The 12,162-nt window shown below is 71.3% G+C and carries 12 protein-coding genes; 4 read left to right on the top strand and 8 right to left on the bottom strand.

Annotated features, from left to right (window positions below; all coding sequences use genetic code 11):
- Positions 1-63 precede the first annotated feature (63 nt).
- A complete protein-coding gene (ligD, locus tag ACFWBY_RS22470; protein ID WP_385342782.1) occupies positions 64-1,083 on the top strand; it encodes a non-homologous end-joining DNA ligase in 1,020 nt (339 codons plus the stop codon).
- A gap of 71 nt (positions 1,084-1,154) precedes the next feature.
- On the opposite strand, the gene ACFWBY_RS22465 is transcribed toward ligD, so the two are convergent.
- Together ACFWBY_RS22465 and ACFWBY_RS22460 are read right to left on the bottom strand one after the other, a co-directional pair.
- Positions 1,155-1,634, bottom strand: coding sequence for an arginine deiminase family protein (locus tag ACFWBY_RS22465; RefSeq protein ID WP_385342784.1), 480 nt, complete (start codon positions 1,632-1,634; stop codon positions 1,155-1,157).
- Between the two features lie 142 nt (positions 1,635-1,776).
- Positions 1,777-2,475, bottom strand: a complete 699-nt coding sequence (locus ACFWBY_RS22460; RefSeq protein ID WP_385342786.1) for a beta-glucanase — start codon at positions 2,473-2,475, stop codon at positions 1,777-1,779.
- A gap of 233 nt (positions 2,476-2,708) precedes the next feature.
- On the opposite strand from ACFWBY_RS22460, the gene ACFWBY_RS22455 reads away from it, so the two are divergent.
- The gene (locus ACFWBY_RS22455; protein WP_385342788.1) at positions 2,709-2,966 is read left to right on the top strand and encodes a WhiB family transcriptional regulator; all 258 of its coding nucleotides are present in this window, start codon (positions 2,709-2,711) and stop codon (positions 2,964-2,966) included.
- A gap of 114 nt (positions 2,967-3,080) precedes the next feature.
- Here ACFWBY_RS22455 and ACFWBY_RS22450 read toward each other — a convergent pair whose 3' ends face one another.
- From ACFWBY_RS22450 to ACFWBY_RS22435, 4 genes are all read right to left on the bottom strand, one after another.
- Positions 3,081-4,052: an acyl-ACP desaturase gene (locus ACFWBY_RS22450; RefSeq protein ID WP_385342790.1), complete on the bottom strand. Its 972-nt coding sequence runs from the start codon at positions 4,050-4,052 to the stop codon at positions 3,081-3,083.
- A gap of 846 nt (positions 4,053-4,898) precedes the next feature.
- Positions 4,899-6,530 carry an ABC-F family ATP-binding cassette domain-containing protein gene (locus ACFWBY_RS22445; RefSeq protein WP_385342792.1) on the bottom strand — a complete coding sequence of 544 codons (1,632 nt, stop codon included), beginning with the start codon at positions 6,528-6,530 and terminating at the stop codon, positions 4,899-4,901.
- 246 nt (positions 6,531-6,776) lie between these two features.
- On the bottom strand, positions 6,777-7,193 hold the full coding sequence (locus ACFWBY_RS22440; protein WP_385342793.1) for an SsgA family sporulation/cell division regulator: 417 nt from the start codon (positions 7,191-7,193) through the stop codon (positions 6,777-6,779).
- A 262-nt stretch (positions 7,194-7,455) separates the two neighbouring features.
- Entirely contained in the window at positions 7,456-7,755 is a 300-nt protein-coding gene (locus ACFWBY_RS22435; protein WP_385342795.1) for a YciI family protein, read from the bottom strand.
- A gap of 26 nt (positions 7,756-7,781) precedes the next feature.
- On the opposite strand from ACFWBY_RS22435, the gene ACFWBY_RS22430 reads away from it, so the two are divergent.
- Positions 7,782-8,471: an endonuclease V gene (locus tag ACFWBY_RS22430; RefSeq protein ID WP_385342796.1), complete on the top strand. Its 690-nt coding sequence runs from the start codon at positions 7,782-7,784 to the stop codon at positions 8,469-8,471.
- Between the two features lie 15 nt (positions 8,472-8,486).
- On the opposite strand, the gene ACFWBY_RS22425 is transcribed toward ACFWBY_RS22430, so the two are convergent.
- Both ACFWBY_RS22425 and ACFWBY_RS22420 read right to left on the bottom strand, forming a co-directional pair.
- Positions 8,487-9,692 (bottom strand): saccharopine dehydrogenase family protein, encoded by a 1,206-nt coding sequence (locus tag ACFWBY_RS22425; RefSeq protein WP_385342798.1) that lies wholly within the window; start codon positions 9,690-9,692, stop codon positions 8,487-8,489.
- A 128-nt stretch (positions 9,693-9,820) separates the two neighbouring features.
- Positions 9,821-11,380 (bottom strand): hypothetical protein, encoded by a 1,560-nt coding sequence (locus ACFWBY_RS22420; RefSeq protein ID WP_385344893.1) that lies wholly within the window; start codon positions 11,378-11,380, stop codon positions 9,821-9,823.
- 322 nt (positions 11,381-11,702) lie between these two features.
- On the opposite strand from ACFWBY_RS22420, the gene ACFWBY_RS22415 reads away from it, so the two are divergent.
- The gene (locus ACFWBY_RS22415; RefSeq protein WP_385344891.1) at positions 11,703-12,119 is read left to right on the top strand and encodes an MmcQ/YjbR family DNA-binding protein; all 417 of its coding nucleotides are present in this window, start codon (positions 11,703-11,705) and stop codon (positions 12,117-12,119) included.
- The last annotated feature ends 43 nt before the right edge of the window (positions 12,120-12,162 follow it).

The raw sequence follows: 12,162 nt of genomic DNA, 5'->3' as shown, positions 1-12,162 counted from the left end.
GCGGTGGTACGCCCGGACGCGCTCGGTGTGCGGGCCCGGCCGGGCCCGCCTACCGTGGCGCACATGGGTGCTGCGGGCAAGGCGATCGAGCTGGAGGCGGGCGGCCGGACGGTCAGGCTGTCCAGCCCGGACAAGGTGTACTTCCCCGAGCGCGGCCTCACCAAGGGGGACGTGGCCGCCTACTACCTCGCGGTCGCCGACGGAATCACCCGCGCCCTGCGCGACCGTCCCACGACCCTGGAACGGTTCCCGGAAGGGGTGGAGGGCGAGTCCTTCTTCCAGAAGCGGGCCCCGAAGAACCTGCCCGACTGGATTCCGACCGCCCACATCGCCTTCCCGAGCGGCCGCACCGCCGACGAGATCTGCCCGACCGAGCCGGCCGCCGTCCTGTGGGCCGCCAATCTGGGCTGCCTCACCTTCCACCCCTGGCCGGTGCGCCGGAACGACACCGACCGGCCCGACGAACTGCGCATCGACCTGGACCCGCAGCCGGGCACCGACTACCACCACGCGGTCGCGGTCGCCCACGAACTGCGCGCACTGCTGGACGAACTGGGCCTGCGCGGCTGGCCCAAGACATCGGGCGGACGCGGCCTGCACGTCTTCGTGCCGATCGCGCCCCGCTGGACCTTCACGGAGGTCCGCCGGTGCGCCATCGCGATCGGCCGCGACCTGGAGCGCCGGATGCCGGGGAAGGTCACCACCGCATGGTGGAAGGAGGAGCGCGGCGAGCGGATCTTCATCGACTACAACCAGACGGCGCGCGACCGCACGATCGCCTCGGCCTACTCCGTCCGGCCCCGCCCGCACGCCCCGGTCTCCGCACCGCTGCGCTGGGACGAGCTGGACTCGGCGGAGCCGCGAGACTTCGACATCGTGACGATGCCGGCGCGCTTCGCGGAACTGGGCGACCTGCACGCGGACATGGACGAGCACGCCTTCCCCCTGGACACCGCCCTGGAGCTGGCCGACCGCCAGGAACAGGATCATGGCCTGGGCGACATGCCGTACCCCCCTGACTACCCGAAGATGCCGGGCGAGCCGAAGCGGGTCCAGCCGAGCCGTGCCAAGCACGACGACTAGGCCGTCTCGTTCGGATCTTGTCGGCCCGGCAAGATCCGAAAGAGACGGCCTAGCCGTACCGATCGGGGGAGTCAGAAGGAGACGGCGTCGCGGATGAGCGGGCACGTCATGCAGTGCCCGCCACCGCGCCCGCGCCCGAGTTCGGCACCGACGGTGGTGATGACCTCGACACCGGCCTTGCGCAACAGCGTGTTGGTCGCGGCGGTGGACCGTCCGCCGATCAGGAAGTCGGCCAGCTCGCGCGGGGTGAGGGTCTCCAGGAAGGACCTGGTGTCGTCGAGGAGGCCGAGACCGACTTCGTTCGCGGTGATCTTCCGGTCGAGGAGCCAGGTCCTGGCGCCGGGCACCGCCATGGTCTCGCCGAGCAGGTCGTGCAGCTCGACGACCTCGACGCCGCGCTGGGTGAGCTTGTTGACGAAGTCCGCGTGATCGCGCTGGGCGTTCTCCACCCCCATGACGTCGTCGAAGAGCAGGTCGTCCGCGTTGGTGGGGGTCAGACGCCGGTGCCCCGCGCTGCCGGCTGTGACGGAGTGATCGAGCGGCGTACGCACATCCCCGCCAACGCCTCCACGCCCGACGGCGAGACGACGCTGGACGAGTGCCTGCTGAAGGCGGCTCTCGAGACCCGCCGCGCGATCCTCGCGGACGGTCGCCGGCAGGCCTCCGGCCCGCGTCCCCGCCCCGGAGCTGCGCTCAGCGCGTCCGGTACACCCGCAGCTGCGAGACCTCGTAGGACAACTCCGTGACTCCGGGCTCCGGCGACGGGTGGTACCTGCCCGCGGAGACCGAGAGGTTGACGATGAGGTAGGCGGACCAGCCGCGGCCGACTCCCCTGCCGTCACTGAAGACCCGGGCGCCGTTGACCCACCAGACGACCGAACTCCTCCCGAAGTCGACCTTCAGGTCGATCCACCCTCCGGGCCGGATTGCCGGGTCCCGGTAGTAGCGGTGTGCCTCCCGGATGTGGTTGGAGAGTTCCAGCAGGTCCGGGTTGTCGGGGTGGTACTCGAAGACGTCGATCTCCTGGCCGCCGTCGCGCCAGGTCCAGATGGCAGGCCACGCGCCCGGCTGCACCGGCAGTTTCACCCGCGCCTCCAGCACGTCGCCGGTGCGCACCCTGAAGTCCTCGTCGCTGCCCTCGGTGGTGAGGAGCCCGCTGTCCCAGTAGCCGTCGGAGCGCGGCGTCGCACGGAAGACCCCGCCGCGGCTGTAGGCGGGGTCGGCGACGAGGTGGTCCAGCTTGTTGTCGCCCGGGTTGACCGGGCCGCCGTCGGGATACGCCCACGAGTGGCCGGCGATCCACTGGGCGGGGGAGGTGAAGTCGGCGGTGAAGACGGGGGTGCGGCGGGGGCGGACCAGGCGCCGCAGCCCTTCGAGCATGTCCGAGACCATGACTGAAATGTGCCCGCCAGAACTCGCCGCACACTCTTGATCTCACTCAGAGCAATCATGTGATAACTCTAAGCGTCCACCGTGTCGGGTCCGTCAGGGGTGAACCGTCGCCGGCCCGGTTCGCGGAACCCGCCCGCCGGCCGGGCCTCGCGGCAGGCGTGCTCCCGATAGCGCGTCCGCGTGTTGATCAGGCGTTGATCGGACGTCCATCGGCGGCGGACAGGCTCTGCGGCATGTCGATGAACACCACCGCCGCCGCTACCGCCACCGGCGCCTCCGCCTGGTACGAGCTCGCCCTCTGTGCCCAGACGGGCCCGGGCTTCTTCTTCCCGGAGCCCGGATCCTCGCTGCGCGACGCGAAGCGGCTGTGCGGCGCCTGCGAAGGCCGGACCGCCTGCCTGGAGTACGCCCTGGCCAACGACGAGCGCTTCGGCGTCTGGGGCGGCCTGTCGGAGGCCGAACGACAGGCGCTGCGCCCCCGCCGTCCCTGACCTCGCGCCGGCGCGGCGGCGGGCCTCACGCCTCGGGCCGCGTCGCAGCGCGAAACCCCGGCAGAGCGGGCTCTGCCGGGGTTTTCGTCGTCGGCTGCCCGGGCGGGCGGAGCCTCAGGCCTTGCGGGCCGCGATGCGCGCCGCGCGGGCGGCCAGGCGCTCGTCGAACTTGCGGGCCTCGGAGTCCAGGCCGTTCATGAAGAGCCCCAGCTCGTCCTGGGCCTTCTGGCCGTCGGGGCCGAGGCCGTCGATGTCCATGATCTTCAGGAAGCGGATCACGGGGCTCAGTACGTCGTCGTGGTGGATCCGCAGGTTGTAGACCCCGCCGATCGCCATCTGTGCGGCCATCCGCTCGAAGCCGGGCATGCCGTGTCCCGGCATCCGGAAGCCGACCACGACGTCCCGCACGGCCTGCATCGTGAGGTCCGGGGCGAGCTCGAAGGCCGCGCCCAGCAGGTTGCGGTAGAAGATCATGTGCAGGTTCTCGTCCTGCGCGATGCGGGCCAGCATGCGGTCGCAGACCGGGTCACCGGACTGGTGGCCGGTGTTGCGGTGCGAGATGCGGGTCGCGAGTTCCTGGAAGGCCACGTACGCCACGGAGTGGAGCATCGAGTGGCGGTTGTCGGACTCGAACCCCTCCGACATGTGCTGCATCCGGAATGCTTCGAGCTTGTCCGGGTCGACGGCGCGCGAGGCCAGCAGGTAGTCGCGCATCACGATGCCGTGGCGGCCCTCCTCGGCGGTCCAGCGGTGCACCCAGGTGCCCCAGGCGCCGTTGCGGCCGAAAAGCGTGGCGATCTCGTGGTGGTAGCTGGGGAGGTTGTCCTCGGTCAGCAAGTTCACGACGAGCGCGATCTTGCCGATGTCGGTGACCTTGGACTGCTGCGGGTCCCAGGCCTCGCCGTCCTCGAAGAAGCCGGGGAAGTTCCGGCCGTCGCTCCACGGAACGTACTCGTGGGGCATCCAGTCCTTGGTGACCGCCAGATGGCGGTTGAGTTCCTTCTCGACCACCTCTTCCAGCGCGAACAGCAGCTTGGCGTCGGTCCACGCCTCCGAGCTGCCGAGGTGGGGAGAGGTGATCGTCACGGGTACTCCTGAGTGCAAAGCGAATTACCTACGGTTCCGTAGCCTACGGAGTCGTAGGTTAAGGGCGACATCAAGGCCAGCCAAGTCCCAGGCAGGCATCTGTCCGGTTACATCCAGTTATCTATGCAGATGGAAGGGGGGTCTGGCGGGCGCCGGAAGGGAGAAAGTCACGCCGACAGGTGGTCGGCCGTTCCTGCCTTGACGGCCGAGATCGGCGCGTGGAGGACGTCGATCGCGTCGGTGGTGTATGCGGCGGAACCGGTGGCACCGATGGACGCCTTCCCCCGATGCGGAGTCCGAAACGGAAACGGTCCGGCGCCTCGCCGCGGAAGGCCTCGTCCCGGGCGATGTCCGTCGCCCCCGGCGCGGCCGTCCGCCTGGCCGCCGGCGAACGCGTGGCGCCCACGGCGTCCTCTCCCCGGATCCGGCCGGGGCTCGGTCGGCGGACCGACCGGTCAGGGGTCCGCGCGGCGGCGTGGACGACATCGCCGGCCCCGCCGGCGGCAGTGCGCCGACGAGCGGAGCCGCTCCGGCGGCCCGCGGCGGCGCAGTGGCTTCATCTGCGAATCCGGCAACATCCACCGGGGCGAACCGTCCGGCCGTACGGTGTCCGGCCCGTCGATCGCGGCCGCGGCGCACGTGGAGGACTGCCCGGCGCCGGGGAAGCCGGCCGGCGGTGAACGGAACCGCCCGGACCGCGCTACGGGGGGCGCGCGGCGCCGTACGGTCCCCGCTCGTGCGGCACGCACCGCCGGACCTGTGCGGCGTGCGTACGGGGACGGGGCTCACCCCCGCCCCCCATGGGCCAGGTCCTGGGCCGTACTGCCGTTGCCGCGGTAGCCCCGCTCACATCGAGGCGCGGACCTCCTCGGCCGAGGTGGGCCGCAGTTCGCCGTCGAGCAGCAGCCACCGCGTGACGCCGATCGACTCCAGGAACGGCACGTCATGGCTGGCCACGACGAGGGCTCCCTCGTACGAGTCCAGCGCGTCCGTCAACTGGCGTACGGATCCCAGGTCCAGGTTGTTCGTCGGTTCGTCCAGCATGAGCAGCTGCGGAGCCGGCTCCGCCAGCAGCAGGGCCGCGAGCGTCGCCCGGAACCGCTCGCCGCCCGACAGGGTGGCCACCGCCCGGTCGGCCCGCGCGCCCCGGAAGAGGAAGTGCGCGAGGCGTGCCCGGATCGCGTTGTCCGTGGCGTGCGGCGCGGACCGCGCCACGTTCTCCACGACCGAGCGCTCGTCGTCCAGCACGTCGAGGCGCTGCGGCAGGAACCGCGTCGGCACGTGCGTCACCGATTCGCCGGACTGCGCGCGCAGTTCCCCGGCGATCGTCCGCAGCAGCGTCGTCTTGCCGGAGCCGTTGCGGCCCACCAGGGCGATCCGCTCCGGACCGCGCAGTTCCCATTCGCCCGGAACGCGGGCTCCGTGGGCCAGGTGCAGCCCGCTCAGGGTGAGCACGCGGCGGCCGGGCGGCACCCGGGTGGCGGGGAGCTCGATGCGGATCTCGGCGTCGTCCCGTACCGCCAGGGCCGCCTGGTCCAGCCGCTCCCGCGCTTGCGCCAGCCTCTGCGCGTGCATGATGCGGTGCTTTCCGGCCGACTCCTGCGCGGCGCGCTTGCGGGCGCCCATGACGATCTTCGGCTCGCGCTTGGTGTCGTTCATCTTCTGGCCGTACCGCTTGCGCCGGGCCAATTTGACCTGGGCGTCGGCCAGTTCCCGCTTCTGGCGCTGTACGTCGGCCTGTGCGACCCGGACCATCCGCTCGGCCGCCTCCTGTTCGGCCGCGAGCAGGGCCTCGTACTCGGTGAAGTTGCCGCCGTACCAGTGCACTTCACCGTCGTGCAGGTCGGCGATCTGGTCGACCCGCTCCAGCAGCTCCCGGTCGTGACTGACCAGGACCATCACCCCGGCCCAGGACTCGACGGCCGCGTAGAGCCGTTGGCGGGCCCGCAGGTCGAGGTTGTTGGTCGGCTCGTCCAGCAGCAGGACGTCCGGTCGGGCCAGCAGCAGGGAGGCCAGGCGCAGCAGTACGCATTCTCCGCCGGACAGTTCGCCGACGGTGCGGTCCAGGCCGATCCGGCCCAGGCCGAGTTGGTCGAGCGTGGCCAGCGCCCGTTCCTCCACGTCCCAGTCGTCGCCGACGGCCGCGAAGTTCGCCCCGGTGGCCTCGCCCGCCTCGATGGCGAGCAGAGCGGCCCGGGCGGCGTGGACGCCGAGAGCCTCGTCCACGCGCAGGGCGGTGTCGAAGGTGACCGACTGCGGGAGGTGCCCGATCGTGCCTGCGACGGTCAACTGGCCACTGGAAGGGGTCAGTTCACCGGCGATCAACTTCAGCAGGGTGGATTTCCCGGAGCCGTTGAGGCCGATCAGGCCGGTCCGGCCGGGGCCGACTGCCAGGTGGAAACCGTCGAAGACGGGGGTTCCGTCGGGCCAGTCGAAGGACAGGGCGGAACACGTGATGAATGAGGGAGCAGGACCCATGGAGGCCTCCAGGTTGCGTGAATGGTGCGTGCAACGTGGTGAGACAGCGGACCTGACCGTCGGCGGCCACCGTGTGGACGGTGGCGGCGGTGATGACGCGGATGACGCGGATGACGGGGGATCGGTGTCTCGGACCTCAGACGAGCAATGTCCTGCTCCGTTTCGACGGCAGTGGGGCGTCCACGAAGCTACGGGCGGCCCAGGGCCGGCCGCAATCGAATTGTGGGGAGGCGCCCGCGACGCGGCTCAGCAGGAGCCGCGCATCAGCTCGGCCAGGCTCTGGTCCATGTCGAGGTACAGGTGCTCCAGGCCGGGCAGCACGACGGTCGAGGCTCGTTCCAGGAAGCGGCGCAGTTCGGCGGTCACCATCAGCACGATGGCGACGCCCTCGGGAGCGTGGAACTCGACGGTCGTCCGGTCGGCGTCGTACGGGCGCACGCGCACGTCCCCGCAGCCGGCCGGGCGGTCCAGCCCGGCTTCCAGCAGCTCTCGGGCGAAGGTCCACGAGACCTCGACGCCCTCCAGGGTGGCGGGCGCGGGGAAGGCCATGCGGACGGCGAAGGGATCCGACCGGTCGTAGCAGAACGTGACCGGGATGGTGTCGACCTTCGGCGCGGTGGCAACCAGTCGGGCCTGCACGGCCTGCTCGATGACAGTGATCAAGGCTCGCTCCCTTGCGGCGGATCTTTCGCCGGGCCGTGGGTGGGGCCCGGCAACGGGATAGACGCCGGATTCGGGGAATCCGTGCACGCCAAATGGAGTGAGCTGTGTCACCGAGTGGCCGGAACCAGACCGTGCGATCGCACAGAGTGACGGAGGTGTGGGGAATTCAGGACGGTCGGCACGCTCCGGAGCGGTCGAAGTACGGCCGGTTCCCGATCACTCCACAGGCCCAAAGCATGCCCGCGAGATCAGGAAGGGCGGCTCAGGCCACCGGGTTCTCCCGTACCGTCGCCAGGTCCGCCGACGTCTTCGTCGCGATGAACTCGGTGATGCGGTAGGAGCAGACGCCCGCCACGCTGAAGGGGTCCTGGGTCGCGATCTTCTCGATCTCCGCGCGCGAGATTCCGCCGGCGAGGATGACGCCGCCGTCACGCGGGACCTTGCGGCCCGAGGCGAGGAAGATCCCGGCCGCGTAGTAGCCGTCCAGCCAGGCGATGTGCGCGTCCATCTCCTCTTCGACGGCTTCGACGGGTGCTGTGTAGGTGAGCTCCATGACGAACATGATCGCCAGGCTACTCTCGCACCACTATGACGAGTGCGAAGACCCCCGCCGACGAGGCCGAGGCCACGGCGGTACAAGACGAACTGCGCGGCCGTGTCGTACTGACCGAGGCCGGCCCCCCGCCCGGCGAAGGGCTGATCGCGGGGGTGGACGTCGCTTACGACGACGAGCGCGACCTCGTCGCCGCCGCGGCCGTCGTGCTCGACGCGGCCACCCTGCGCGTGGTGGAGGAGGCCACCTCCGTCGGCCGCGTCAGCTTCCCCTACGTGCCCGGACTGCTCGCCTTCCGCGAGCTGCCGACCGTCCTCGCCGCGCTGGACGCGCTGACCGTCACGCCCGGTCTCGTCGTCTGCGACGGCTACGGCCTCGCCCACCCCCGCCGCTTCGGCCTGGCCTGCCACCTCGGCGTGGTCACCGGGCTGCCCGCCATCGGTGTCGCGAAGAATCCGTTCACCTTCACCTACGAGGAACCGGGAGCCCGGCGCGGGGACACCTCACCGCTGCGCGCGGCCGACGGCGAGGTGGTCGGGCGTGCCCTGCGGACGCAGGACGGGATCAAGCCCGTGTACGTCTCCGTCGGACACCGCGTCTCGCTGGACAACGCCTGCGCGCACGCCCTCGCGCTGAGCCCCCGCTTCCGCCTCCCGGAGACCACCCGGCACTCCGACTCGCTGTGCCGGCGGGCCCTGCGCGAAGCCACCGCAGGGCCCGCCTGACCGTCCGGGCCACCGTCAGTCGGTGGCCGCCACCCGGAAGCGGATGCCCGCCTTCCGGAGCCGGTCCAGCAGGGCGTCGCCCATCGCCACGGCGGTGGTGAGCTGCCCGGAGGCCTCGGGCAGGGCGTCGTAGGCGAGGCAGAGCGCCGACTCCGCCAGCATCTTCGCGGTCTCCCCGTACCCCGGGTCGCCGCCCGACACCTCGGTGAAGACCCGGCGGCCGCCGCCCTCGCCCACGAACCGCACCGTGAACCAGCTGCGCGCCCGCCGCTCCGCGTCCGGGCCCCGGCCCGGCTCCCAGCGGCCGGCGAGCCAGCGGCGCACCGGCGGGACCTGCGCCAGCGCGACCAGCCCGCCGGCCGCCGCCGTGGCGCCCACCGCGACGGGCAGGTGGCGTAGGGAGGCGTAGTGCCGGTAGCGGAAGTCCGGGCCGTACCGCTCCAACGCCGCCGCCGAGCGGGCCACGATCCGGGGGTCCAGCGTCGGGAGCGGCAGCGCCCAGGCGCCGGTCTCCCGGCTGAAGCGCGGCGCGCCCACGGGACCCCGTACCCGCCGGCCCGGAAGCCGGGGTTCGTGCAGCCGGCGCGCGCGGGCGGCGGCCAGGTGCTGCGGGCCGCGGCCCATCGCGGTGAGCAGGGTGGTCAGGGTGCCGCCCGAGACGAGGGCGTTGGAGCGCAGGAAGCCGTCCACGCGCAGCGGCACGCCGGCCGGCAGCAGGCCGACCGTGAAGTACGCCCCGAGGTCGGCCGGGATCGAGTCGAAGCCGCAGGCATGGACGATGCGTGCGCCGGTCTCCCGGGCCCGGGCGTCGTGTTCGACGTACATCCGGTCCACGAACTCGGGCTCGCCGGTGAGGTCGACGTAGTCGGTGCCCGCCTCGGCGCAGGCGGCGACCAGTCCGGCCCCGTGCCAGACGTACGGTCCCACGGTCGTGGCCAGTACCCGCGTGGAGGCGGCCAGTTCGCGCGTGGCCGCGGTGTCCTGGGCGTCGGCGCGCAGCAGCGGGAGGTCCGCGCAGCGCGGCTCGACGGCGGTCAGCCGTTCGCGCAGCCGCTCCAGCTTCGCGAGGTCGCGTCCGGCGAGGGCCCACCGGCAGCCCGCGGGGGCGTGCGCCGCGAGGTACTCGGCGGTCAGTGCCCCCACGAACCCGGTCGCGCCGAAGAGCACGAGGTCGTACTCCCGTGCGGCGGTGCGCGGTTCCTGTCGAACATCGGCGTTCATCGGGAGCCTCCCAGACGGTGTCGGTGGTGGCTGAGGCTAGCGCGTGGCCGCCGTGCGACGGGCAGCGCCCCGGGAGCGGCCTGACGGCCGCTCCCGGGGCGCTGTGTGCTCACCCGCTCGCCGGTGGATCAGTTCTTGTCGTAGTAGCCGAACATGTCGACGATCAGGTCGATGTCGGCATCGGACTCGTTGAAGAAGTCGATGATGCCGTTGTTGCCCGTGCTCGCCTGCACCAGGTTCGGGACCGTCTTGGCCGCGGTGAAGTTGAGGGTGGAGGAGGTGGGGATCGGGGGCGCGGACTCCGAGCCCTGGTCGTACATCCAGCGGGCGTTCGGGTCCGGCGCGACCGCGAGGAAGCCGGGGCCCCGGGTGTTGGTCGTCGTGGTGTTCAGCACGTAGGCGGAGTCGTCCGGCCACTTGGAGGAGAAGTCCCACCAGATGTACCAGCGGCCCGGCAGCACTCCGAAGACGCCGCCCTCGGGGTCGCGGGTGTCGAACACGCGCTCCGGCTCGACGGGCAGGTACGCGCCCTCGCCCGCCTGGCTGTAGTAGCCGACGACGTCGACGATGACGTCGGTCCCGGCCCACGCCCCGTTGCGGATGTTGATCTTTCCGTCCTGGCCGACCGGGACGATCACCGAGTTGGCGACGGTCTGTCCGGCGGTGAAGTTCAGGTTGGACGCGGTGGGTGCCTGCTGCCCGCTCGGGTAGGCGGTCAGGTGGCCGGCGTCCCGCGGGTTGGTGACGGTCACGTTGAGCGCCACGGCGGTGATGCCGGCCGGAACGCCGTGGCTGTTGCCGATCTGGAGGCCGAAGGACTTCTGCCCGGCGACCTGGCCCTTGGCGGTGCCGAGGCCCGCGCGGGTGTCGGCGAAGCGGATCGGGCCGATCGGGGTGTAGCCGCTGGAGGCGGCCGTGGTGAAGTAGCCGGTGACGTCGGCGATCAGGTCGATCGACTCCCAGCCGCCGTTGTACAGCTCGACGTAGCCGTCCTCGCCGACGGGCACGATCGCGAGGTTGGGGACCGTCTGGCCGGGGACGAAGTTGACGTTCGAAGTGATCGGCTTCGGGAAGCCCGAGGGGAACGCCGTGACGTGGCCTTCGCTGGTGGTGTTGGTGACGGTCAGGTTGAGGGCCACCGCCGTGACGCCCGCCGGGATCGTGCCGTAACCGGCGATCTTCAGGCGGGTCGACGTGTGCGGGGCGACCTTGGCCTTCGCGCCGCCCGTGCCGTCCCGGGTGTCCAGCAGTCGCGTGGGGCTGTACGGGGTGAACTCCGAGCCCGCGGTGAGGAACGCGACCGAGTTCTTGGCCGAGGTGTTGTGGGCGCTTTCCGTCACGGTGACCGTGATGGTGTAAGCGCCGATCTCCTCGTAGTTGTGCCGGGTGGTCATGGTCGTGCTGCCGAGGGCGTTCTCGTTGCTCGTGGTGCCGTCGCCCCAGTCGATGACGGCGGTGGCCTGCACGCCCGGCAGGTTGGTGACCGTGGTGTTGAGCTTCACCGCGTGGGCGGAGGTGTTGTAGGCCTGCAGGCCGACGGTGAGGGCCTCGTTGCCGAGCACGGACTGCGGGGTGGCGTTGCCCCCGGCGGGCGCGGTGGTCTTGCGGACCGAACGCTCGGCGGGGCTCGTGAAGGTCTTGAAGTTCGCCGCCGCGGCCTCCTTGAGGTCCACGTCGGGAGTGGTCACCCCGCGGGCGCCGGGCCTGACGGGATCGGCCGCGTGGGCCAGACCCGGTATGAGAGATATGCCTGCCGCGAGGATGGTCGCGGATGCTACGAGTCGGCGATATGACACCGAGCCCCCCAAATGTCTGCGGGCCCTTGATCAGGGCCGAAAGCGTGCTCACCCTATCTAGCTCCGTGCCGGTGGATCACCCGGGTTTCCGCACGCACGTTCGCATCGGTCCGGGGTTCGTCGGGAGCCCGCGCGGTACCGCCGTCCGGCCGCCGTCGGTGCCCGCCGCTAGCGTGGGGACCGACGGTCCGTGCGAGCGGGCGAATCGTGGCGAGTGGAGGTTCGCGTGAAGGCTGCGGTGCGCAAGTGGGAGGCGGTCCGGGAGTTCGCCCGGGGATTGCCGGAGGCCGGGGAGGAGTTCCCGTGGGGCCCCGAGGACTGTGTCGTGAAGGTCAACAAGAAGATCTTCGTCTTCCTCGGGAACGCCGACGGCCCGCAGCCGCCGGGGATCTCCGTGAAGCTCAAGGACGAGGCGCTGCACGGTCACGCCATGACCGCGCCCGGCGCGGAGCCGACCGGATACGGGCTGGGGAAGGCCGGCTGGGTGTCCGTGCCGCTGGGGGAGAAGGGGGCGCCCTCCGCCGAGGTGCTGTGCGAGTGGGTGGAGGAGAGCTACCGCACCGTCGCCCTCAAGCGGCACCTCAAGGAACTCGACTCGCGGATCGCCGGAGGAAACGCGCCAACCGACTAAGCGCTTGCTCTTGTGCTGAGTGGAACAGGTTCCTAGCATCACT

Source organism: Streptomyces sp. NPDC060049 (genome assembly GCF_042736715.1).
Classification (GTDB): domain Bacteria; phylum Actinomycetota; class Actinomycetes; order Streptomycetales; family Streptomycetaceae; genus Streptomyces.
Note: the sequence above shows the minus strand (reverse complement) of the source record. Positions and strands in the feature narration are given on the sequence as shown.